The sequence below is a fragment of the Pseudomonas sp. E6002 genome (assembly GCF_013385565.1).
GTDB lineage: Bacteria > Pseudomonadota > Gammaproteobacteria > Pseudomonadales > Pseudomonadaceae > Aquipseudomonas.
The window spans coordinates 37,791-60,639 of the sequence record NZ_JACAPT010000018.1 but is presented as its reverse complement, the minus strand read 5'-3'; the positions used below and the strand labels follow the sequence as shown (position 1 = coordinate 60,639).

At 60.4% G+C, this 22,849-nt stretch carries 22 protein-coding genes; 12 read left to right on the top strand and 10 right to left on the bottom strand.

Going from position 1 to position 22,849, the window contains the following annotated elements; genetic code table 11:
• The first annotated feature begins 36 nt into the window (after nucleotides 1–36).
• The 5 genes from hrpA (at nucleotide 37) to HX815_RS15595 (ending at nucleotide 7,875) form a co-directional block, all read left to right on the top strand.
• Nucleotides 37–3,948 carry an ATP-dependent RNA helicase HrpA gene (gene hrpA / locus HX815_RS15615; RefSeq protein WP_177028537.1) on the top strand — a complete coding sequence of 1,304 codons (3,912 nt, stop codon included), beginning with the start codon at nucleotides 37–39 and terminating at the stop codon, nucleotides 3,946–3,948.
• A gap of 264 nt (nucleotides 3,949–4,212) precedes the next feature.
• Nucleotides 4,213–5,334: a beta-ketoacyl-ACP synthase III gene (locus HX815_RS15610; RefSeq protein WP_003210699.1), complete on the top strand. Its 1,122-nt coding sequence runs from the start codon at nucleotides 4,213–4,215 to the stop codon at nucleotides 5,332–5,334.
• A gap of 25 nt (nucleotides 5,335–5,359) precedes the next feature.
• Nucleotides 5,360–5,974: an RNA polymerase sigma factor gene (locus HX815_RS15605; protein ID WP_003210700.1), complete on the top strand. Its 615-nt coding sequence runs from the start codon at nucleotides 5,360–5,362 to the stop codon at nucleotides 5,972–5,974.
• Nucleotides 5,968–6,201 carry an anti-sigma factor gene (locus tag HX815_RS15600; protein WP_003210701.1) on the top strand — a complete coding sequence of 78 codons (234 nt, stop codon included), beginning with the start codon at nucleotides 5,968–5,970 and terminating at the stop codon, nucleotides 6,199–6,201. Before HX815_RS15605 ends, HX815_RS15600 begins: the two co-directional genes overlap by 7 nt.
• Before the next feature lie 339 nt (nucleotides 6,202–6,540).
• Complete coding sequence (locus HX815_RS15595) at nucleotides 6,541–7,875, top strand: OprO/OprP family phosphate-selective porin (protein ID WP_003210703.1); 1,335 nt, start codon at nucleotides 6,541–6,543, stop codon at nucleotides 7,873–7,875.
• Between the two features lie 34 nt (nucleotides 7,876–7,909).
• Here HX815_RS15595 and HX815_RS31690 read toward each other — a convergent pair whose 3' ends face one another.
• Nucleotides 7,910–8,065 carry a hypothetical protein gene (locus tag HX815_RS31690; RefSeq protein ID WP_157222855.1) on the bottom strand — a complete coding sequence of 52 codons (156 nt, stop codon included), beginning with the start codon at nucleotides 8,063–8,065 and terminating at the stop codon, nucleotides 7,910–7,912.
• Nucleotides 8,066–8,104: 39 nt separating this feature from the next.
• Here HX815_RS31690 and HX815_RS15585 point away from each other — a divergent pair, with 39 nt between their 5' ends.
• A complete protein-coding gene (locus HX815_RS15585; protein ID WP_177022936.1) occupies nucleotides 8,105–9,229 on the top strand; it encodes a GNAT family N-acetyltransferase in 1,125 nt (374 codons plus the stop codon).
• 11 nt (nucleotides 9,230–9,240) lie between these two features.
• On the opposite strand, the gene aqpZ is transcribed toward HX815_RS15585, so the two are convergent.
• The 5 genes from aqpZ to HX815_RS15560 form a co-directional block, all read right to left on the bottom strand.
• The gene (gene aqpZ / locus HX815_RS15580; RefSeq protein ID WP_087692558.1) at nucleotides 9,241–9,939 is read right to left on the bottom strand and encodes an aquaporin Z; all 699 of its coding nucleotides are present in this window, start codon (nucleotides 9,937–9,939) and stop codon (nucleotides 9,241–9,243) included.
• 179 nt (nucleotides 9,940–10,118) lie between these two features.
• Nucleotides 10,119–11,951: an ABC transporter ATP-binding protein gene (locus HX815_RS15575; RefSeq protein WP_177028536.1), complete on the bottom strand. Its 1,833-nt coding sequence runs from the start codon at nucleotides 11,949–11,951 to the stop codon at nucleotides 10,119–10,121.
• A gap of 83 nt (nucleotides 11,952–12,034) precedes the next feature.
• Complete coding sequence (locus HX815_RS15570; RefSeq protein ID WP_003210708.1) at nucleotides 12,035–12,598, bottom strand: peptidylprolyl isomerase A; 564 nt, start codon at nucleotides 12,596–12,598, stop codon at nucleotides 12,035–12,037.
• A 3-nt stretch (nucleotides 12,599–12,601) separates the two neighbouring features.
• The gene (locus HX815_RS15565; RefSeq protein WP_177028535.1) at nucleotides 12,602–13,405 is read right to left on the bottom strand and encodes an alpha/beta fold hydrolase; all 804 of its coding nucleotides are present in this window, start codon (nucleotides 13,403–13,405) and stop codon (nucleotides 12,602–12,604) included.
• A gap of 13 nt (nucleotides 13,406–13,418) precedes the next feature.
• The gene (locus HX815_RS15560; RefSeq protein ID WP_003210710.1) at nucleotides 13,419–14,342 is read right to left on the bottom strand and encodes a LysR family transcriptional regulator; all 924 of its coding nucleotides are present in this window, start codon (nucleotides 14,340–14,342) and stop codon (nucleotides 13,419–13,421) included.
• Between the two features lie 49 nt (nucleotides 14,343–14,391).
• Here HX815_RS15560 and HX815_RS15555 point away from each other — a divergent pair, with 49 nt between their 5' ends.
• The 3 genes from HX815_RS15555 (at nucleotide 14,392) to HX815_RS15545 (ending at nucleotide 16,542) form a co-directional block, all read left to right on the top strand.
• Entirely contained in the window at nucleotides 14,392–14,706 is a 315-nt protein-coding gene (locus HX815_RS15555; RefSeq protein ID WP_032899698.1) for a hypothetical protein, read from the top strand.
• Nucleotides 14,707–14,857: 151 nt separating this feature from the next.
• The gene (locus tag HX815_RS15550) at nucleotides 14,858–15,457 is read left to right on the top strand and encodes an FMN-dependent NADH-azoreductase (RefSeq protein ID WP_003210712.1); all 600 of its coding nucleotides are present in this window, start codon (nucleotides 14,858–14,860) and stop codon (nucleotides 15,455–15,457) included.
• 203 nt (nucleotides 15,458–15,660) lie between these two features.
• Nucleotides 15,661–16,542, top strand: a complete 882-nt coding sequence (locus HX815_RS15545; RefSeq protein ID WP_087692555.1) for a carboxylate/amino acid/amine transporter — start codon at nucleotides 15,661–15,663, stop codon at nucleotides 16,540–16,542.
• On the opposite strand, the gene HX815_RS15540 is transcribed toward HX815_RS15545, so the two are convergent.
• Entirely contained in the window at nucleotides 16,487–17,392 is a 906-nt protein-coding gene (locus tag HX815_RS15540; protein WP_032899700.1) for a LysR family transcriptional regulator, read from the bottom strand. The genes HX815_RS15545 and HX815_RS15540 overlap by 56 nt on opposite strands.
• 153 nt (nucleotides 17,393–17,545) lie before the next feature.
• Here HX815_RS15540 and HX815_RS15535 point away from each other — a divergent pair, with 153 nt between their 5' ends.
• Nucleotides 17,546–18,190, top strand: coding sequence for a hydrolase (locus HX815_RS15535; protein ID WP_008437999.1), 645 nt, complete (start codon nucleotides 17,546–17,548; stop codon nucleotides 18,188–18,190).
• Nucleotides 18,191–18,240: 50 nt separating this feature from the next.
• Here HX815_RS15535 and HX815_RS15530 read toward each other — a convergent pair whose 3' ends face one another.
• Complete coding sequence (locus HX815_RS15530) at nucleotides 18,241–19,539, bottom strand: mechanosensitive ion channel family protein (RefSeq protein WP_003210716.1); 1,299 nt, start codon at nucleotides 19,537–19,539, stop codon at nucleotides 18,241–18,243.
• 193 nt (nucleotides 19,540–19,732) lie between these two features.
• On the opposite strand from HX815_RS15530, the gene HX815_RS15525 reads away from it, so the two are divergent.
• Nucleotides 19,733–21,079 carry a DEAD/DEAH box helicase gene (locus HX815_RS15525; protein WP_063034035.1) on the top strand — a complete coding sequence of 449 codons (1,347 nt, stop codon included), beginning with the start codon at nucleotides 19,733–19,735 and terminating at the stop codon, nucleotides 21,077–21,079.
• 45 nt (nucleotides 21,080–21,124) lie between these two features.
• Here HX815_RS15525 and HX815_RS15520 read toward each other — a convergent pair whose 3' ends face one another.
• Nucleotides 21,125–21,400 carry a hypothetical protein gene (locus HX815_RS15520; protein ID WP_063032478.1) on the bottom strand — a complete coding sequence of 92 codons (276 nt, stop codon included), beginning with the start codon at nucleotides 21,398–21,400 and terminating at the stop codon, nucleotides 21,125–21,127.
• A gap of 154 nt (nucleotides 21,401–21,554) precedes the next feature.
• Here HX815_RS15520 and HX815_RS15515 point away from each other — a divergent pair, with 154 nt between their 5' ends.
• Nucleotides 21,555–21,944 (top strand): hypothetical protein, encoded by a 390-nt coding sequence (locus tag HX815_RS15515; RefSeq protein WP_003210719.1) that lies wholly within the window; start codon nucleotides 21,555–21,557, stop codon nucleotides 21,942–21,944.
• Between the two features lie 3 nt (nucleotides 21,945–21,947).
• Here HX815_RS15515 and HX815_RS15510 read toward each other — a convergent pair whose 3' ends face one another.
• Nucleotides 21,948–22,814, bottom strand: a complete 867-nt coding sequence (locus tag HX815_RS15510; RefSeq protein ID WP_003210720.1) for a DUF6279 family lipoprotein — start codon at nucleotides 22,812–22,814, stop codon at nucleotides 21,948–21,950.
• Between the last annotated feature and the right edge of the window lie 35 nt (nucleotides 22,815–22,849).

Sequence of the window (22,849 nt, the reverse complement as noted above, 5' to 3'; positions counted from 1 at the left end):
CGCCCCCTGCCTACATAGACGACCTTTGCGTACCTGATGACTGACCAAGCGCCCGCTATCGACCAACTGCTGAAAAACCTCGATCACGCCATGCTCGTCGACCGCCACCGCCTGCGGCGGCAGCTGCTTGAGCTGCGCAAGAAACCCGATGAGGAAAAACTTGCGCAGTGGGTGACGCGGATGCAGGCTTCCTGCGCCCAGGTGACGGCGCGGCGCGCCAGCCTGCCGGTGATTCGCTATGACGACAGCCTGCCGATCGCCGCCAAGCGTGACGAGATCAAGGAAGCGTTGCTCAAGCATCAGGTGCTGATCATTGCCGGTGAGACCGGTTCGGGTAAAACCACCCAGTTGCCGAAAATCTGCCTGGAAATCGGCCGCGGCCAATACGGCCTGATCGGCCACACCCAGCCGCGGCGGATTGCGGCGCGCAGCGTGGCGAGCCGGGTCGCGGAAGAGTTGGCAACGCCGCTGGGTTCCCTGGTGGGTTATCAGGTGCGGTTTGAAGACCAGAGTGATTCCAACACCCTGATCAAGCTGATGACCGACGGCATCCTGCTGGCCGAAACCCAGAACGACCGCTATCTCGAACGCTACGACACGATCATCGTCGACGAAGCCCACGAACGCAGCCTGAACATCGACTTCCTGCTGGGTTATCTGAAAACCCTGCTGCCGCGTCGCCCGGACCTCAAGGTCATCATCACCTCGGCCACCATCGACCTGGAGCGCTTTTCCAAGCACTTCGACGATGCGCCGATTGTCGAGGTGTCGGGCCGCACCTTCCCGGTGGAAACCTGGTACCGCCCGCTGACCCTGGAGCAGGACGAGGAGGGCAACCGCGTCGAGGACGACCTGACCGTCGACCAGGCGATTCTCGCCACCCTCGATGAGATCGCCGCCTTCGAGCGCAGCGAGCGCAAGAGCCCCGGCGATGTGCTGGTGTTCCTGCCCGGCGAGCGCGAGATTCGCGACGCCGCCGACATGCTGCGCAAGGCCCAGCTCAAGCACACTGAAATCCTGCCGCTGTATGCGCGCCTGTCGCCGGCGGAGCAGCAGCGGATCTTCCAGTCGCACCCGGGCCGGCGTGTGGTGCTGGCGACCAACGTCGCGGAAACCTCGCTGACCGTGCCAGGCATTCGTTATGTGATCGACAGCGGCACCGCGCGCATCAGCCGCTACAGCTACCGGGCCAAGGTGCAGCGACTGCCGATCGAGGCGATTTCCCAGGCCAGTGCCAACCAGCGTAAAGGCCGGTGCGGGCGGGTCGAACCCGGTATCTGCGTGCGCTTGTACAGCGAAGAGGATTTTATCGGGCGCCCGGAATTTACCGACCCCGAGATTCTTCGCACAAACCTCGCGGCCGTAATCCTGCAGATGCTGCACCTGCGCCTGGGCGAGATCACCGATTTCCCGTTTATCGAGCCGCCGGACGGCAAGGCCATCAGCGACGGTTTCAACCTGCTGCAAGAGTTATCCGCCGTTGACCGCAACAGCCAGCTGACACCGATGGGCCGCCAGTTGGCGCGTCTGCCGGTGGACCCACGCATGGGCCGCATGTTGCTGGAGGCGGCCAAGCTTGGCAGCCTGCAGGAAGTGCTGATCGTCGCCAGCGCCATGTCGATCCAGGACCCGCGCGAGCGTCCGCCGGAGCGCCAGCAAGCCGCCGACCAGGCTCACGCACAATGGAAGGACGCGGATTCGGACTTCGCCGGGTTGGTGAACCTGTGGCGTGGTTTTGAAGAGCAGCGCCAGGAATTGACCGCCAGCCCGCTGCGCAATTGGTGCCGCAAGAATTTCCTGAACTACCTGCGCCTGCGGGAATGGCGTGACTCCCACCGCCAGTTGAGCCTGATCTGTCGCGACATGCAGTTGACCGTCAATAAAGAACCGGCGGACTTCCCCAAACTGCACAAGGCGGTGCTGTCCGGCCTGCTCAGCCAGATTGGCCAGAAGACCGAAGAGGGCGATTACCTCGGCGCGCGTCAGCGGCGTTTCTGGATTCACCCGTCGTCGGGTATTGGCAAGAAGCGTCCGCAATGGCTGATGACCGCCGAGCTGGTGGAAACCACCAAGCTGTACGCGCGGATGGTGGCCAAGATCGACGCCGACTGGATCGAGCCGTTGGCCGGGCACCTGATCAAGAAAAACCACTTCGAACCCCATTGGGAAAAGAAGCGCGGCCAGGTGGTGGCGTTTGAGCAGATCACCCTGTTCGGGTTGATCATCGTCGGGCGCCGGCCGGTGCATTACGGGCCGATTGATCCGGTGACGTCTCGCGAGCTGTTTATCCGCGAAGGCCTGGTGCGCGGCGAGATCCAGTCCCGGGCCCGCTGCCTGACGGCCAACCAGCAATTGCTGGAGCAGCTCGACGAACTGGAAGCCAAGGCCCGCCGGCGCGATATCCTGGCGGACGAGGAAACGCTGTACGCCTTCTACGATGCGCGCCTGCCCGCCGAGATCCACCAGACTGCGACCTTCGACAGTTGGTACAAGGTCAACAGCCAGAAAGACCCGCAACTGTTGATCATGCGCGAAGAAGACGTACTGGCCCGCGAGGCCAGCGAAGTCACCGCCGCCCATTACCCCGACACCTTGCACCTGCGCGACCTGGCGCTTGCCTTGAGTTATCACTTCGAACCCAACCATCCACGGGACGGTGTGACCCTGCGCGTACCGGCGCCGTTGTTGCCGGCCTTGCCGCCCGAGCGCCTGGAATGGCTGGTGCCGGGTGTGATCGAGGCCAAGTGCATTGCCCTGGTGCGCAACTTGCCCAAGGCCCTGCGCAAGAACTTCGTGCCGGTGCCGGATTTCGTCAAGGCGGCGTTGCAACGTATCGAGTTTGGCCAAGGCTCGTTGCCTCAGGCCTTGGGGCGCGAGTTGCTGCGCATGACCGGGGCACGGGTCAGCGATGAGGCCTGGGCCGAGGCTGCGCAGCAGGTGGAGAGCCACCTGAAGATGAACCTGGAAGTAGTCGACGGCCAGGGCAAGTTCCTCGGTGAGGGCCGCGACCTGGCCGAGTTGACCGCGCGTTTCGCCGAGGCCAGCCAAGCTGCGTTGGCGGTGCCGCAGACTGCGAAGAGCCAGCAGCCGGTGGAGGCCAAGGTGTTCGCGGCGGTGGCCGAGAAAACCCAGCAAAACATTGCCGGGCTGTCGATGACGGTGTATCCGGCCTTGGTCGAAGAAAACGGCACGGTCAAGGAAGGGCGTTTCTCTACCGCTGCCGAGGCTGAGTTCCAGCACCGTCGAGCCTTGCAGCGCCTGCTGCTGCAACAACTGGCCGAGCCGGCAAAGTTCCTGCGGGGCAAATTGCCGGGCCTGACCGAGTTGGGGTTGATGTACCGCGAGCTGGGGCGTATCGAAGCCCTGGTGGAAGACATTCTGTTGGCCAGCCTCGACAGTTGCGTGCTGGAAGGCGAAGCCAGCCTGCCGCGGGACGGCGCCGGCCTGGCCGCCCTGGCCGAGCGCAAGCGTGGCAGTTGGACCGAGCACGCCGAGCGCCAGGCGCGCCTGACCCTCGAAATTTTGAAACTGTGGCATGGCCTGCAAAAACGCTTCAAGGGCAAGATTGACCTGGCCCAGGCGGTGGCGCTGAATGATATCAAGCAGCAACTGAGCAATCTGGTGTATCCCGGTTTCGTACGGGAAACCCCGGCGCAATGGTTCAAGGAACTGCCGCGCTTCCTCAAGGCCATCGAGCTGCGCCTGGAGAAATTGCCAAGCCAGGTGCAGAAGGACCGGGTCTGGAGTACCGAGTTGGGCGGCTTGTGGAGCCAGTATCAGAACCGCCTGAACAAACACGCCCAGGAAGGCAAGCGCGACCCTCAGCTGGAGCTGTATCGCTGGTGGCTGGAGGAATACCGGGTTTCGCTGTTTGCCCAGCAGTTGGGCACCAAGGTACCGATTTCCGAGAAGCGCCTGAGCAAGCAATGGAGCCTGGTCGAAGCGTGACCGACGTGCGGCAAGCAACTGTGGCGAGCGAGCTTGCTCGCTCGCCACAGGGAAGGTGTTTGTGCGGGATAGGCGCCAAGTGTCCGATGTTGTGGCAAACTTCGCGGTTATAAATGCCGGGATCGTCGAGTTGGGCTGGTGCAGCCGTGGCGCGATGGAATAAAGCGTTTCCAGTTTGAAGGCCGCTGGGCGGCATAAAACTACTTACGGTTTGGTACGACGGTACCAATACCCTTCTGCCTGAACAGATTTAGAGGAACGACCGTGCATAACGTCGTCATCAGCGGCACAGGCCTGTACACCCCGGCCAACAGCATCTCCAACGAAGAGCTGGTGCAGTCTTTCAATGCTTACGTGCAACAGTTCAACCTGGATAACGCCGCCGCCATTGAACGCGGTGACGTGGAGGCCCTGACCGAATCCAGCGCCGCCTTTATCGAGAAGGCCTCGGGCATCAAGAGCCGCTTTGTCATGGACAAGGCCGGCATTCTCGACCCGCAACGCATGGCGCCACGCCTGCCCGAGCGCTCCAACGACGAATGGTCGATCCTCTGCCAGATGGCCGTCAGTGCTGCCGAGCAAGCCTTGCAGCGCGCCGGCAAGACCGCCGCCGATATCGACGGTGTGATCGTCGCCTGTTCCAACCTGCAGCGGGCGTACCCGGCGATTGCCATCGAAGTCCAGGAAGCGCTGGGTATCCAGGGTTTTGGCTTTGACATGAACGTGGCGTGTTCCTCGGCGACCTTCGGTATCCAGAACGCCGCCAACAGCATCCAGCTGGGCCAGGCGCGGGCGATCCTGATGGTCAACCCGGAGATCTGCACCGGCCACCTGAACTTCCGCGACCGCGACAGCCATTTCATCTTTGGCGATGCGGCCACCGCCGTGATCCTGGAGCGGGCCGACCTGGCCACTTCCGAGCATCAGTTCGACGTGGTGAGCACGAAGTTGCTGACCAAGTTCTCCAACAACATCCGCAATAACTTCGGCTTCCTCAACCGCGCGGCGGAAGAGGGGATTGGTGCCCCGGACAAGCTGTTCGTGCAGGAAGGCCGCAAAGTCTTCCGTGATGTCTGCCCGATGGTCGCCGAGTTGATCGGCAAGCACCTGTCGGAAAACCAGCTGAATGTTGGCGATGTGAAGCGTTTCTGGCTGCACCAGGCCAACCTCAGCATGAATCATCTGATCGTGAAGAAACTGCTGGGCCGCGAGGCTTCTGTGGAAGAGGCGCCGGTGATCCTCGATACTTACGCCAACACCAGTTCGGCGGGTTCGGTGATTGCGTTCCACACCTACCAGGACGACTTGCCCAAGGGCGCTGTGGCTGTGCTTAGCTCGTTTGGCGCAGGGTATTCGATTGGTAGCGTGATCCTGCGCAAACGCTGATCATGTTTTGAAATCGAGGTCTTGAATGGCAGCAGCGGACGACGCGCACCTGCTTGAACGATTGCTCAAGGGTGAGCAGCGGGCCTACAAGGAGTTGGTCACCACTTACCAGAGCGCTATGCGCGCGGTGGCCTATGCCATTGTTGGCCAGCGCCATGCCGACGAGGTGGTGCAGGACGCCTGGCTCTCGGTGGTGCGCAACCTGGCGAAATTCGAGGGGCGTTCCAGCCTCAAGACCTGGCTGCTGACCATTACTGCCAACTCGGCAAAGGGCCGCTACAAGCAAAACCGCCGGGAAGTACTGCTCGATGACTTGCCGGCGCCCCATGGCACCATCGGTGATGATCGCTTTGTGCCCGAAGATGGCCACTGGGCCGTCGCGCCGTTTGCCTGGCACCAGGACACGCCCGAAGCCCTGCTCACTGAAGACGAATTGCGTAAATGCCTGGAGCACACACTGGCCAGTCTTTCCGAGCTGCAAAGCAGCGTACTGCTGCTGCGCGAACGTCAGGGGCTGGAGTTGGAGGAGATTTGTAATCTTCTGACGCTATCGCTCTCCAATGTTCGTGTGCTGTTGCATCGAGCACGGCTTAAAGTCTTCGCCACGGTGGAGCATTTTGAGGAAACCGGCGAATGTTGACCTGTAAGGAACAAGTGGCACGTTCCAGTGACTATCTCGATGGGCAACTGACCTTTCGCGAGCGCCTGCTGGTGCGCCATCACCTGATGTTCTGCCCCAACTGCCGGCGCTTTATCCGGCAGATGCGCTTGATGCAGGCGACGCTGAAGATCCTGCCCGAGCCGCCTATCGCCGATGTTGATGCGTTGGCCGAACGCCTGGCCGCCGAGCGCTCCCGCGACCAATAATATCCATCACTTTTCACACTGAAACGAAGCCCGCATCGACAAAAGATGCGGGCTTTTTTTTGCTCAAAAAACAACCAAGATGAAAAATATTTCATTTTTATCAGGTGTTTTTACATTTTGTATCATCTGCCATTTTCACCAGTTTTCAGGGCTGGAGCCTTGATTTCCGTAGGCTCTGGCTTATTTCGAATGGCTATTAAAAAGTTCCCGAGTAACAAAATCTTTATGTTCCGGCAACCCAGCTGAAATATCCCCTCGCCAAGATCGCCCCCCAACACCAGCGGCTCTAAACCGCGTGTTTTACCAATGCACAAGACCATCAATTAGGGGAATTCTTCGATGATCCGTAAGCACTTCGCCGGTTTCGCGGCCAGCGCCTTGGCCCTGGCCGTTACCGCCCAGGCTTTCGCCGGTACTGTCACTACTGACGGTGCCGATATCGTTGTCAAAACCAAGGGCGGCCTTGAGGTTGCAACCACCGACCAGAATTTCAGCTTCAAGCTGGGTGGTCGTTTGCAGGCCGATTACGGCACGTTTGATGGCTTTTACACCAAGAATGGCAACTCGGCTGACGCCACATACTTCCGACGTGCCTACCTCGAATTGGGCGGCACGGTGTACAAGGACTGGAAATACCAGATCAACTACGACTTTTCCCACAACTCCGGCAATGCCGATGATGGCTACTTCGACGAAGCGTCCTTCTCGTACGTAGGCTTCAAGCCAGTGGTGATCCGCGCGGGTCGTTTCGACCAGGACTTCGGCCTGGAAAAAGCCACCAGTTCCAAATGGGTGACCGCCATCGAGCGTAACCTCGGTTATGAAGTCGCCGACTGGATCAACTCCCACGAGAACGGCATGGGCCTGCAGGTCAGCGCCGTGGTGGCTGACATGGCCTACCTGTCCTCCAGCGTGTCGTCCAAGGACATCAACGACAAGGACGGCAAAGGCGTGAAGCAGTTCAACGGCCGTGCCGTGTTTGCGCCGATGCACGACAGCGGCAACGTCTTGCACCTGGGTGTGGACGTGGCGGTGCGTGACCTGAAGGACACCTCGTTCGACTCGCGGATCCGTCCTCGCCTGGACGCTCGTGGCGTTGCCACCAACGGCGGTAACGATGCCGGGGCCAACGGCAACCGTGCGACCTTCGGCGGCGGTGTAGGGCTGGACTCCGGCAACCTGACCGCGAACGACGCCTACGACACCGACACGGTGTTCGGCGGCGAATTTGCCTTCGCCCGCGGTCCGCTGTCCCTGCAGGCCGAATACCTGAACCGCAAGATGAAGGCCGACAGCAGCGCTTATCAGGATGTGAAGGCCACGGGTTTCTACGGCCAGGTGGCCTACACGCTGACCGGCGAGTCCCGGGTCTACAAACTCGACGGCGCCAAGTTCGACACCATCAAGCCGCAGAACAAGCAGTTCGGTGCGTGGGAAGTGTTCTACCGCTACGACAACATCAGCGTTGACGACAAAAACGTGGTGCGTAACAGCGCGACCCGTGAAGTGGGTGACGCCAAGGCAAGCCTGAACACCATCGGTGTCAACTGGTACGCCAACGAAGCGGTGAAGGTGTCTGCCAACTACCTCAAGGTCAGCACTGACAAGATCCAGAACGCCAATGGCGACGACAGCGGCGACGCCATCGTGGCCCGCGTGCAATACGTGTTCTAGGCAACCTGTAATACCGCTCCAAAGCGCTCTTTCTTCATCCGTCAAAGCGCTCCTCATTTGGTTTGCCCCGCCGTTTGGCGGGGCTTTTTTTTGCGCCGTGTCCTGTAGGCGCGAGCTTGCTCGCGAAGAACCCGAGATCACCGCGTTCTGTCAGAATGGTCGCGTTGTCGTTAACGATCATCGCGAGCACGCTCGCTCCTACACAAAGCCGTGACCGTCGGGGAATGGGATGCCGTTACAACGTTTGAATAACCTGTCCGAGATTGCGCCCGATGAATGGAACGCGTTGGTCCCCGTCGATCAGCCGTTTCTGCGCCATGCGTTCCTCAGTGCCCTGGAAGACAGCGCCAGCATCGGCCCGCACTCCGGCTGGCAGCCCGAGCATTTGCTGCATTATGAAGGTGGACGGCTGATTGCCGCGTTGCCCAGCTATCGCAAATGGCATTCCTATGGCGAGTACGTGTTCGACCACGGTTGGGCCGATGCCTGCGAGCGGGCGGGCATCGACTACTACCCGAAATTGCTGACGGCCGTGCCCTTCAGCCCGGTCAGCGGCCCGCGCCTGTTGGCCGCCAGCGCCGAGGACGGTTTCGAATTGCTTAAAAGCCTGCCCGGTTACCTGGAAATCGAAGGCCTTTCCAGCGCCCATATCAACTTTACCGACGCCCTCGCAGACACCGCACTGGCCCGGCAGCCGGGTTGGCTGCAACGCCTGGGCTGCCAGTTTCATTGGCAAAACCGCGGCTACCGCGACTTCCAGGACTTTCTCGACGCGCTGAGTTCGCGCAAGCGCAAACAGATGCGCAAGGAGCGCGAGCAAGTGGCGGGGCAGGGCATCGATTTCGAGTGGCTGCAAGGCCATGAGTTGAGCGAGGCACAGTGGGATTTTGTCTACGCCTGTTACGCCAATACCTACGCCATACGCCGACAATCGCCCTACCTGTCCCGGAATTTTTTCAGCCTGCTGGCCGAGCGCATGCCCGAGGCGATTCGCGTGGTGCTGGCCAAGCAAGGTTCACGGCCGGTGGCCATGGCCTTCAGCCTGATCGGCGGCGACAGCTTTTATGGGCGTTACTGGGGCTGCCTGGCCGAGTTCGACCGGCTGCATTTCGAGACTTGCTTCTACCAAGGCATGGATTACGCGATTGCCCATGGCCTGCAGCGTTTCGACGCCGGCGCCCAGGGCGAGCACAAGTTGATTCGCGGGTTTGAGCCGGTGATCACGCACTCCTGGCATTACCTGCGACACCCGGGATTGAAGACCGCCGTGGCGGATTTCCTGGAGCGCGAAAGCGTGGGGATCCTGGCATATGCCGAGGAGGCGAGAGCAGCCCTGCCTTATCGGCAGGGCTGAACCTGTCTGGCTCAGGCGGTTTTTTCCGTGCCGAGCCATCGATAGGTAATGCCGCCGACCACTGCACCGAGGATCGGCGCCAGCCAGAACATCCACAACTGCTGGAGCGCCCAACCGCCGACAATCAGCGCCGGGCCGGTGCTGCGGGCCGGGTTGACCGAGGTGTTGGTGACCGGGATCGAGATCAGGTGGATCAGCGTCAGCGCCAGGCCAATGGCAATGGGCGCGAAGCCCGTCGGCACACGACGGTCGGTGGCGCCGAGGATGATCAACACGAACATCGCCGTCATCACCAGCTCGCACACAAACCCCGCTGCCATCGAATAACCACCAGGCGAATGCTCGCCGTAGCCGTTGCTGGCCAGGCCCGAAGCCAGTTCGAACCCCGGCTTGCCGCTGGCTATGAAGTACAACAGTGCAGCGGCAACGACGCCGCCGATTACCTGGGACACGATGTACGCCGGTAACTCCCTGGCCGGAAATCTTCCGCCCACTACCAGCCCCACCGACACTGCAGGGTTCAGGTGACAACCGCTGATGTGCCCGATGGCAAATGCCATGGTCAGCACCGTGAGCCCGAACGCCAGGGCCACACCGAGCACACCGATCCCGACCGGGGACGATGCGGCCAGTACCGCACTGCCGCAGCCACCCAACACCAGCCAAAACGTACCCAGTCCTTCCGTAACGGAACGTTTGAACAGTGACATGAACACATCCTTAATAGATTGCTCTATCTGATTAACGGGTCTGTGATGCATCCCTGCTGCCTTAAATCAGGGCCCTCCTGGGGCCTGATTGGAGTACAGCAGGATTGTGTAGCAAGACCAGCGGGATAGAGAAAACTGTCAGAATTGTTCGGAATTGAGGTTGCAGTTAACCAACGGAATCAGTCTATTCCGACGAAGCCACCGGTCTGGTGTTGCCACAATCGCGCATACAAACCGCCGTGTGCGAGCAATTCGGCATGGCTGCCGGTCTCGGCGATCTGGCCTTTTTCCAGCACCACCAGCCTGTCCATTCTGGCAATGGTGGACAGCCGGTGGGCGATGGCGATCACTGTCTTGCCCTGCATCAGGGTTTCCAGGCTTTCCTGGATCGCCGCTTCGACTTCCGAATCCAGCGCGGAGGTGGCTTCGTCCATGATCAGGATCGGCGCGTCCTTGAGCAGTACCCGGGCGATGGCGATGCGCTGGCGTTGCCCGCCGGAGAGTTTCACCCCGCGTTCGCCTACGTGGGCGTCGAGGCCGGTGCGGCCCTCGGCGTCCGACAGCAATGGGATGAACTCGTCGGCGCGGGCCTTGTGCACGGCGGCCCAAAGCTCTTCGTCGGTGGCGTCCGGCTTGCCATACAGCAAGTTGTCGCGGATCGAGCGGTGCAGCAGCGAGGTGTCCTGGGTGATCATGCCAATCTGTTCGCGCAGGGTTTCCTGGGCGACGTCGGCGATGTTCTGGCCGTCGATCAGGATACGGCCGCCTTGCAGGTCGTACAGGCGCAACAGCAGGTTGACCAGGGTGGATTTGCCCGCGCCGGACGGACCGATCAGGCCGATCTTTTCACCCGGTTTAATCGCCAGGTTCAAGCCGCTGATGATCCCGCTCTTCTTGCCGTAGTGGAAATCCACCTGATCGAACCGCACCTCGCCATGGGGCACTTCCAGGCGCGGGGCATTTTCCCGGTCGGTCACTGCCAGCGGCTGGGCGATGGTTTTCAGGCCGTCCTGGACCATGCCGATGTTTTCGAAAATGCCGTTGACCACCCACATGATCCAGCCGGACATGTTGACGATACGAATCACCAGGCCGGTGGCCAGGGCGATGGCGCCCACCGAAATCAGGGATTGGGTCCACAGCCACAGGGCAAGGCCGGTGGTGGTGACAATCAGCAGGCCGTTCATGGTGGTAATCACGATGTCCATGCTGGTCACGACGCGGCTGGCCAACTGGGTTTTCTCGGTCTGCTCGACGATCGCTTCCCTGGCGTAGTTCTGCTCGAAATTGGTATGAGCGAACAGCTTCAAGGTGGCGATGTTGGTGTAGCCGTCGACGATCCGCCCCATCAGTTTTGAGCGTGCCTCGGAGGAGATGACCGAGCGCTCCTTGACCCGTGGCACGAAGTACCGCAGGGCCAGGCTGTAGGCGACGATCCAGGTGATCAGCGGGATCATCAGGCGCCAGTCCGCTTCGGCGAACAGCACCAGGGCGCTGATGGCGTAGATCGCCACGTGCCAGATCGCGTCCACGGCGGCCACTGCGGAGTCGCGCAGGGAGTTGCCGGTTTGCATGATGCGCTGGGCAATGCGCCCGGCGAAATCGTTCTGGAAGAAGTTCAGGCTCTGTTTGAGCACATAGCTGTGGTTTTGCCAGCGGATCAGGCTGGTCATGCCGGGGCTGATGGTCTGGTGCACCAGCAGGTCATGCAGGGCGCCGAAGATCGGGCGCAACAGCAGGGCGACCACGGCCATCCAGATCAGCTCGGTGGCGTGGATCTGGAAGAAGTTGGCGGGCGGCGTGCCCTGGGCCAGGTCGATGATGCGGCTCAGGTAGCTGAACAGCGCCACTTCGATCAGCGCGCCGATCAGGCCCACCACCAGCAAGGCGGCAAAGCTTGGCCATACCTGGCGCAGGTAATAGACGTAGAAGGGTAGGACTTTGTCTGGAGGGGCCGCGCTGGGAGGTTCGCGGAAGATGTCGATCAGTTGTTCAAAACGACGATAGAGCATTAGGTCTGACGCCCGCGCGGCGGGCTCTCCTGTTCAAATGCGCGCGACGCCTTGCGGGCCTCGCGCGAAACTCCCTGTAGCCTTCAGTCGATGCGCTTGGCCGACTTGATCAGGACAGGATCGATTGGCACGTTCTGCATGCCCTGCTTGGTGGTGGTCTGCGAGTTGACGATGATGTCGACCACGTCCATGCCCTTGACCACTTTGGCGAACACCGCGTAACCGGCATCACGGCCCGGGTCGAGGAAGGCATTGTCCGCAACGTTGATGAAGAATTGGCTGGTGGCGGAGTTCGGGTCGTTGGTACGCGCCATCGACAGGGTGCCGCGCACGTTATGCAGGCCGTTGCTGGCTTCGTTCTTGATCGGTGCTTCGGTCGGCTTTTGCGACATTTGCTGGGTAAAACCACCGCCCTGCACCATGAAACCCGGGATTACCCGGTGAAAAATGGTGTTGGTGTAGAAGCCTTTGTCGACATAGGCCAGGAAGTTCTTGGTACTGATCGGGGCCTTGACCGGGTCCAGTTCGATCTCGATGTCGCCATTGGTGGTGGTGATCAAGACGTGGGGTGCCTTGGCGGGTTCGGCCGCCATCAGGTTGGCAGCGAACAGTACGGAACCGGCAAAGAAGGCGATTTTTTTCAGCATGGGTCAGTGATCCTGGGTTGTGGTTTCGACTGTCTTGAGAAAATCGAGCAGGGTGTTGTTGAAGCGTTCGGGTTGGTCCAGCGGCGTGGCATGGCGGGAATCCTCGATCACCACCAGCCGCGCATCGGGCAGCAGTTTTACATAGATTTCTTTCTGCGCCACGGGGGTGTAGTCGTGGTCGGCGCTGATGACCAGGGTTGGACAGGAGATTTTCGAAAGTTGTTCCTGTACGCCCCAGCCAACAATCGCATCGAAGCTGGCGAGGTAAGCACGTTTGTCGTTTTTTGCCCAGCGTTCGGCCATCTTGCGCCGCAGTTCGGCCTGTTCGGGCTTGGGAAACAGCATGCTGCCCAGGGCTTTGCCAATGGTGTTCAGGCTGAGAATACGCGCCAGGCTCCAGCGTTTGGCCCACTGCCAATAGTCGCTGGCGCTGCGAACCTTGACCTGGGGCGCACTGTTGACGATGCACAGGCTCTTGAGCATTTGCGGCTCATCCACTGCCAGTTGAAAGGCGATCATGCCGCCCATGGACAGGCCGACCACGTGGGCCGGCGGTAGCTGCAGGTGTTCGATCAAGGCCACCAGGTCGGCGGTGAAGCCGGCGATGCTGTAGCGCTCACGGGGTTTGTCGGAGCGGCCGTGACCGCGCACATCCACCACCACCAGGCGATAGTGTTGGGACAGCACGGGCACTTGCAGTTCCCAGTCCAGGCAACTGGAGCCCAGGCCGTGGATCAGGATCAGCGGCGCGCCGTGGCCATATTCCTCGTAATGCAGGGTGCAACCTTCATGTTCGAAATAGGCCACGTGAACTCCTTGTTCAGGCTTGCTGCGGTGCGGCGAATGGCGCGTCCAGTGGTGCAGTGTCGAAGGTGCGCAGCAACTCGACGAGAATCTGCGTGGCCGGGCCCAGGGGTTTGTCCTTGTTCGAGTAAAGATAGAAGGTCGGGTTGCGGCTGCCACCCCGTTCCAGGGGCAGTAGCTTGAGCAGGCCTTCCTTGAGTTCGCGTTCGATCAGGTGTCGCGGCAGCCAGGCGAAGCCCAGGCCGCTGCTGACGAAGGTGGCGGCGGTGGGCAGGCTGCCGACGGTCCAGCGCTGCTCGGCGCCGAGCCAGCCGACGTCCCGTGGCTGCTGGCGGCCGGAGTCGCGGATCACCACCTGCATGTGGCTTTCCAGATCCTGGAAGCTCAGTTCGCGGTGCAATTGATGCAGCGGATGTTCGGGGTGGGCCACGGCGACAAATTCGACGTCGCTCATTTCCGTACCGAGGTAACCGGGAATGATGAACCCGCTGATGGCGAGGTCGGCCATGCCGTCCATCAACAGCTCTTCGACGCCGGACAACACCTCTTCGCGCAAACGCACCCGGCAGCCACGGCTTTGCGGCATAAAGGCAGTGAGGGCGCGCACCAGGCGGGCGTTGGGGTAAGCGGCATCGACCACCAGCCGCACCTCGGCTTCCCAGCCTTGTTCCATATGGTGGGCCAGGTCTTCCAGTTGGCTGGCGTTTTTCACCAGTTGCCGGGAGCGGCGCAGCAGCACTTCACCGGCTTCGGTGAGCACGGCCTTGCGCCCGTCAATGCGCAGCAGCGGCACGCCGAGCTGATCCTGCATGCGGGCCACGGTGTAGCTCACCGAGGATTGCGAGCGGTGCAGCGCTTCGGCCGCCTGGGCGAAGCCGCCATGGTCGACCACGGCTTGCAAGGTGCGCCATTGATCAAGGGTAACGCGGGGCGCTTTCAAGATGAGCTCCTCTTGTCCTAAGCTGGCGGTCCTTATTGGAGACTGCCGAATGAGAAAATTCTGTTGTGTGCTGCTGGCGTTGCTGCCGTTGAGTGCGTTTGCATTCAGTACCGATGTGACGAAAGACATTCAGGGCGTGAAGATCGATTACAGCGCGTCAGACGTCGACAGCAATATCAGTTCGATCCAACTCACCAACTACGGCCCCAATGACGCGGAGTGCAAGGTACGCTTTACCAATGGTCCGGAAGCCCCGCGTACGCGCAAGGTCACGGTCGCGGCAGGGAAAACCACCAACACCACGGCCAATTTCAGCCGTGCCATCATCAAGATGCGTATCCAGCTGACATGCGCACCGAAATAAGGCAAAAGCGGAGCTTGCGTACAGCAATACTCCGCTTATAAACAAATTTCTAGATGGGTTATAGCAGTTTTTTACGCTTTTTAATCGAACGGACCCTGTCTAACCTTTACTCCATCGCCTTACAGCATTCACCGATGGAGCTTACATAATCATGGCCCGTGTTCTGATCATCGAAAGCAGCGCCCGTCAGCAGGACTCAATCTCCCGCCAGCTGACCCAACAATTCATCAGCCAATGGAAAGTCGCCCATCCGGCTGATCAGATCACCGTACGAGACCTCGCCATCAACCCGGTTCCGCACCTGGATGCCAATCTGTTGGGCGGCTGGATGAAACCTGCCGAGCAGCGCAGCACGGTTGAACAGGCCTCCCTGGACCGTTCCAACGAACTGACCGATGAGTTGCTGGCCGCCGATGTGTTGGTGATGGCCGCGCCGATGTACAACTTCGCGATTCCCAGCACCCTCAAAGCCTGGCTCGACCATGTGCTGCGTGCCGGTGTGACCTTCAAGTACACCGCCACCGGCCCCCAGGGCCTGTTGACCGACAAGCGCGCCTTTGTGCTGACCGCCCGCGGCGGCATTCACGCCGGTGGCAGCACCGACCACCAGGAACCGTACCTGCGTCAGGTCATGGGCTTTATCGGCATCCATGACGTCACGTTCATTCATGCCGAGGGTGTGAACCTGGGCGGTGATTTCCAGGAGAAGGGTTTGAACCAGGCCAAGGCGTTGTTGGCCCAAGTGGCGTGAGATGTTAATCGTCAGATAATCGCCCGCTGTTTAGATAGCTCCACGCAACCCTTCAAGTACGCGTATCGAACCTCCCTTTGCACTTTTTGCTCCTGAGTGCTCCCGCCCGACTGACGCTTTTAGCGAGGTCGGGTTTTTTTTGCCTTGAGTTTCGTAACGCGCGGAAAACCGCTAATGTCGCGCCCATTCAAAATGAGGCGAGCATGGGCTATCTACTTGTTGTGACGCTGATCCAGGCGTTTTCCTTCAGCTTGATCGGCGAATACCTGGCCGGTCACGTCGACAGTTATTTCGCGGTGCTGGTGCGTGTACTGTTGGCCGGGCTGGTGTTTATCCCGCTGACCCGCTGGCGCTCGGTGGAGCCGGCGTTCATGCGCGGCATGCTGTTGATCGGCGCACTGCAGTTCGGCGTGACCTACGTGTGCCTGTACCTGAGCTTTCGCGTACTGACGGTGCCGGAGGTGTTGCTGTTCACCATCCTGACACCGTTGCACGTGACCTTGATCGAAGACGCCCTGAACCGCCGCTTCAACCCGTGGGCGCTGGTGGCCGCACTGGTGGCGGTGGCGGGGGCAGCGGTGATTCGCTTCGACCAGATCACCCCGAACTTCTTCATGGGCTTCCTGCTGCTGCAACTGGCCAACTTCACCTACGCCGCCGGGCAGGTGCTTTATAAGCATCTGGTGGCCCGTCATCCGAGCGATCTGCCGCATTACCGGCGCTTTGGCTACTTCTACCTCGGCGCGTTGGCGGTGGCGTTGCCGGCGTTCCTGATGTTCGGCAAGGCCAACTACCTGCCGGAAGCGCCGTTGCAGTGGGGCGTGCTGGTATTCCTCGGGCTGGTCAGCACGGCACTGGGCATGTACTGGTGGAACAAGGGCGCTTGCCTGGTCAACGGTGGCACATTGGCGGTGATGAACAACCTGCATGTGCCGGTGGGGTTGTTGCTGAACTTGCTGATCTGGAATCAGCATGAACCGTTAGGCAGGTTGCTGCTGGGCGGGTTGGTGATTCTCGGGGCGGTGTGGATCAGCCGGCTGGGCCTGCGGTCGTCGGCGCCAATTGCGTCAGCAAAAAATCAATGAATGCGCGGGTCTTTTGCGGCACGCGTCGCGCTGACGAATAAACCGCATTGATGGTGATTGCCGGCGCCTGCCATTCGCAGAGCACCGGCACCAGGCGCCCGGCGCTCAGGGCGTCTTCGACGATAAAGTCCGGCAACAGCGCGATGCCCATCCCGGCCTCTGCCGCCTGGGCCAGCAGGTCGCCGTTGTTGGCGTGCAGAGGGCCGGTAACGTTGACCCGCTGGGTTTCCTGGCCCTTGCTCAATTGCAGGCTGACGCCGCTTTGCAGATACCCATAATTGAGGCACTGGTGCTGGCGCAGGTCTTGCGGGGTCTGCGGTATGCCCGCGCGTGCCAGGTAGGCTGGCGCAGCCACCATGATCCGTGGCGCAGGTGCCAACTGGCGGGCGATCATCGTTGAGTCGGGCATGCTGGCGATGCGGATAGTCACGTCGAAACCACCGCGTACCGGGTCGACCTGTTGGTCGCTGAGCACCAGTTGCAGCTCGATATGCGGATGCTGTTCATGGAACAGCGGAATCAGTCTTCCCAGGCGATGCAGTCCGAACGACATCGGCGCATTGACCCGCAACACTCCCCGTAGCTCACCGATACCATCCCGGGCCCGCTGTTCGGCTTCGTCCAGGGCGGCCAGTACTTCACGCGCAGCTTCAAAATACTCGGCCCCGGCCTCCGTCAAATGCAGGCTGCGGGTGGTGCGCTGAAGCAGTTGCACGCCTATGGCTTCTTCCAGCGCCTGAATCTGTTTGCTGACTTTTGAGCGCGGTACGTCCATGGCTCGCGCGGCGGCCGCGAAGCCGTTCTCGCCGACCGTGACGACAAACGCCCGCATGCATTCGATACGGTCCATGATTGTCCCTTTTTTAGAATCAATTATTCTCTATTTTAGGTAATTGTCTCGATTTTATCCATCCCATAAAGTTACTTCCAAGCCGCCAGCCAAGCTTCACAGCGGCGCTGAACGCACCCCTTACCGAATCGAAACCATTAAAAGGAAGTCACCATGTCTATTCGCGAATTGCTCAACCCAGCCAACTCCACCCTGATCCTGATCGACCACCAGCCGCAGATGGCCTTTGGCGTGCAGTCGATCGATCGCCAGACCCTGAAGAACAACACGGTGGCGCTGGCCAAGGCGGCGAAGATCTTCAACGTGCCGACCATCCTGACCTCGGTTGAGACCAAGAGCTTCAGCGGCTACATCTGGCCGGAACTGCTGGACGTGTTCCCGGACCAGCAGCCGATCGAGCGCACCTCGATGAACTCCTGGGAAGACAAGGCGCTGGTGGCCGCGGTGAAGGCCACCGGGCGCAAGAAGCTGATCATGGCGGCCCTGTGGACCGAGGTGTGCCTGAACTTCCCGGCCCTGGAAGCCCTGGCCGAAGGCTACGAGGTGTACATCGTCACCGACGCCTCCGGCGGCACCAGCAAAGAAGCGCATGACATGTCGGTGCAACGGATGATTCAGGCGGGCGCGGTACCGGTCACCTGGCAGCAAGTGCTGTTGGAATACCAGCGTGACTGGGCTCACAAGGAAACCTACGACGCGGTGATGGGCCTGGTACAGGAGCACAGCGGCGCTTACGGCATGGGCGTGGATTACGCCTACACCATGGTTCACGGCGCGCCGCAGCGTCAGGTCAAGTAAGGTCCAACGCAAAAAAAACGGCACAACTCGGGTTGTGCCGTTTTTTGTTGTTACATCACTGCCTTTTCCGCCGGGGGCAGGTGACTGGCCCCCAGCACCGCCGGCAACATCCCCGCCCGCAAGTCACCGCCGCTCGGCTGCTGGTACAGGCTCAAACCAAATTCCGGCAGCACCGCCAGCAGGTAGTCGAAGATATCGCCCTGGATCCGCTCGTAGTCGGCCCATGCGGTGGTGCGTGTGAAGCAGTAGATCTCCAGCGGGATGCCCTGGGCGGTGGTCTGCATCTGCCGCACCATGCAGGTCATGTTCGGCTGGATCTCCGGATGGCTTTTCAGATAGGCCAGGGCATACGCGCGGAAGGTGCCGATATTGGTCATGCGTCGGCGGTTGGCGGACATCGCCGCGACATTGCCCTGGGCTTCGTTCCAGGCCTTGAGCTCGGCCTTCTTGCGGCTCATGTAGTCGGTCAGCAGGTGTACCTGGGTGAGCTTCAGCTCTTCGTCGTCGCGGATGAAACGCACGCCGCTGGCGTCGATATACAGGCTGCGCTTGATCCGCCGGCCACCGGAGGCCTGCATGCCGCGCCAGTTCTTGAACGACTCGGACATCAGGCGCCAGGTGGGAATCGAGACGATGGTCTTGTCGAAGTTCTGCACTTTGACGGTGTGCAGGGTGATGTCGACCACGTCACCGTCGGCGCCGACCTGGGGCATTTCGATCCAGTCGCCGACCCGCAGCATGTCGTTGCTGGTCAGTTGCACACTGGCGACGAACGACAGCAGGGTGTCCTTGTAGACCAACAGAATCACCGCCGACATTGCACCCAGACCGGAAAGCAGCAGCAGTGGCGAGCGGTCGATCAACGTGGCGACGATGATGATTGCGCCAAACACGAACAGCACCATCTTCGCCAACTGCACATAGCCCTTGATCGAGCGGGTGCGGGCGTGTTCGGTGCGGGCGTAGATATCCAGCAGGGCGTTGAGCAGTGCACTGATCGCCAGCACCATGAACAGAATGGTGAACGCCAGGGCGACATTGCCGATGAACAGGGTGGCGGTCTTGCTCAGGTCCGGCACCAGGTACAGGCCGAACTGGATCACCAGTGACGGCGTCATCTGTGCCAGGCGATGGAAGACTTTGTTGTGCCGCAGGTCATTGAGCCAGTGCAGCGCGGGTTGCCGGCCCAGCAGCTTGACGGCGTGCAGGATGAGGTAGCGGGCCACTCGTCCGAGCAGCAATGCCACTACCAGCAACACCATCAGCGCGAGGCTGGAATGCAGCAGCGGGTGTTCGTCGAGGGTGCCCCAAAGGTCTTTGACGTTGAGCCAGAGCTGTTTGATATCCATGGGTAAACGCGATTCTTCTGTAAGACGTGACGGGCCGATTAGAGCATTTAAGTACGTCAAAGTTGTGGTTGTGGACAAATCCTCTGACAAAAAAGCGCCTGATTAACCCAGTTCGCGTAAAGAAACTCGGCCTCGGCGCCCGAAACCGTTACCCTATGCAGCTGTTTTTTTGTATTTCTTCGAGGTAGCACCCGTGTTTTCCCAATTCGCCCTGCACGAACGCCTGCTCAAAGCCGTGGCCGAGCTTAAATTTGTCGAGCCAACGCCTGTGCAAGCAGCGGCCATCCCGCTCGCGCTCGAAGGGCGTGACCTGCGGGTGACGGCTCAAACCGGGAGTGGCAAGACCGCCGCTTTCGTCCTGCCGATTCTTAACCGTCTGATCGGCCCGGCGAAAGTCCGTGTCAGCATCAAGACCCTGATCCTGCTGCCGACCCGCGAACTGGCCCAGCAGACCTTGAAGGAAGTGGAGCGCTTCTCGCAGTTCACTTTCATCAAGTCCGGCCTGATCACCGGCGGCGAAGACTTCAAGGTCCAGGCCGCCATGCTGCGCAAGGTGCCGGACATCCTGATCGGCACCCCGGGCCGGATGATCGAACAACTGAACGCCGGCAACCTGGACCTCAAGGAAGTTGAAGTCCTGGTGCTCGACGAAGCCGACCGCATGCTCGACATGGGCTTTGCCGACGACGTGCAGCGCCTGGTGCAAGAGTGCGTCAACCGCCAGCAGACCATGCTGTTCTCGGCCACCACCGGTGGTTCGACCCTGCGCGACATGGTCGCCAAGGTCCTGAACAACCCTGAGCACCTGCAGGTCAACAACGTCAGCGACCTGAACTCGACCACCCGTCAGCAGATCATCACTGCTGACCACAACGTGCACAAAGAGCAGATCCTCAACTGGTTGCTGGCCAACGAGACCTATCAGAAGGCTATCGTGTTCACCAACACCCGGGCCATGGCCGACCGCATCTACGGTCGCCTGGTGGCTCAGGAGTACAAGGCGTTCGTCCTGCACGGTGAGAAAGACCAGAAGGACCGCAAGCTGGCCATCGACCGCCTCAAGCAAGGCGGCGTGAAGATCCTGGTCGCCACCGACGTTGCCGCCCGCGGCCTGGACGTGGATGGCCTGGACATGGTGATCAACTTTGATATGCCCCGCAGCGGCGACGAATACGTACACCGTATCGGTCGTACCGGGCGTGCCGGCAACGATGGCCTGGCGATCTCGCTGATCTGCCATGGCGACTGGAACCTGATGTCGAGCATCGAGCGCTACTTGAAGCAGTCGTTCGAGCGCCGCACCATCAAGGAAGTCAAAGGCACCTACGGCGGGCCGAAGAAGGTCAAGGCATCGGGCAAGGCCGTTGGCGTGAAGAAGAAAAAGGTCGACGCCAAGGGCGACAAGAAGAAGGCCGGTGCCAAGTCGCCGACCAAGCGCAAGATTGCCAACCGTCCAAAGACCGACAACCTGTCGTTGGTCAGCAAGGACGGCATGGCGCCTCTGAAGCGCCGCAAGCCGGAAGCACCGGCTGCCGAGTAAGGCTTGAGCCATAAAAAAACCGGACAATGTCCGGTTTTTTTTGCCTCAGTTTTTGGCCTTGGCCGCTGCTTCGTCCATTTCCTTGAGGCGCTGGTCGATCAGTTGGCACTTGTCGGGCAGGTCCGCGCTGGCGGTTTCCAACTTCATGTTCTGCAATTCTTCGTTGATCTCCTTGGCCTTCTCCGGGTTCTGTTGGGTGAGCTTGGTCACTTCCTTGGCCAGTTGTTCACGTTTGGCGGTGGCTTCTTCGAGCGTGCAGGCCCAGGCGGGCAGGGCGGCAAGCAGCGTGGCGGCGACGGCCATATTCAGCAGGGTTTTCATGATTCGGACCTCCATGGCGGTGATGAACGGTTGAGGGCCGTGAGCACTGAAAAGTTCAGCGAAATCGCGTCCGTCCGCTAGGCTGAACGGACGACGGGTCCGGCATGTCACACCTTTGAAGGGCCTATTTCGTGTGCCTTCAGGAGGAATCAGGATGACGACTTACGATTGGGATTTGATCGAACGACTGTTGCATGAGGTACAGAACGGTGGCGCCAGCTTCGCCCCACGCAAATACGCCGAGGAAGAAGCGACTAAAAGGGCCGCCGCCGGAGAGCCCATCGGTAATCTCGATGAGTTTAAAAAGCTCGCGGCGGATTACGAGGCGTTGTTGTTCAAGCACGGCTTTATTGAGTCGCGGTCAGAGGAAGAGTGCGGCAATGGTGAGAACTTCAAATTGACCCAGCGCGGCTCACAGTTGCTGAGCCTGATCGACAGCTGTATCCCCGGTGATAATCACCCGCGTCAGGTGCTGGACGAGCAGGCGGATGCGCTGGATCCGGCGACGTTTGATGAACTGGCTTCCAAACCACAGATTGCCTGATGACTATGGGGTGCCAGCCTTCAGGCATTTAAGTGCCTTGAAGTCGCTGCGCACCTTGTCGATCTTTTGTGTCAGCTTCTGGCGTTGTTGCACGGTGCTTTCCGCCATCAGGTCGACGATCAGGCTGCGGGCGGCGGCTTCGGTCTGGGCGTAGGCCTGGCGATATTCCGGCGTCCACAGGCTTTCGCGGTTCACCAGCAGTTGCTCGATCTTCTGTGGGAAATCGCTGCTGTGGCGGTCTTTGACGGCTGCGATAAATAGTGTTTGCCAGTGGGCGCGGTTGCCAATCCATTGTTGGTTCTGCTCACCCAAGGCGATCGACCAGGCGGTGACGCGATTCTGCTGGCTGGCACTTAACGGCCCGAGCCATGCATCCAGCCGTTTGTTCATGCGCTCGGCGCGTTCCTTGATCTGCTGCTCGAGGGGCGGTTTCAGGTATTCGTCCTGACGCTTGCGCAGGTCCTTGGCGAACGCTTGCTCCATATCCTGTACTTGCTGGTCGTCCAGCCCCTGCAGTAGCTCGACGGCGGACGGCGTGATCGCCCGGGCGCTCTCGGCAATGGCTTGTTTGGCTTCGGCGGTACGGGTTTGCAGGGCGGCGTCAGTCACCTGGTTGGTGTCGACCATCTGTTGCAGGCGATCGAGCCAGTCCAGGTAGCCCGGCAACTGGGTGGTGCAATGCCAGGCCAGGTGTTCCTTGAGTGTGTCGTTGAACCAGCTCTTCTGCCCGGCGTTCATTTCCAGGTAGTCGCTGAGGGTCCAGGGGATGATCACATCCAGATTGCGATAGGCCAGGCCCACCCGATTGCAGCCGGCAAGCACCAGGCTGAGGGTCAGCAACATCACCAGAAATTTTAACCGACGCAGCATGAGCGAGTCCTTGCGCAGACGAGAGTATTGCATCT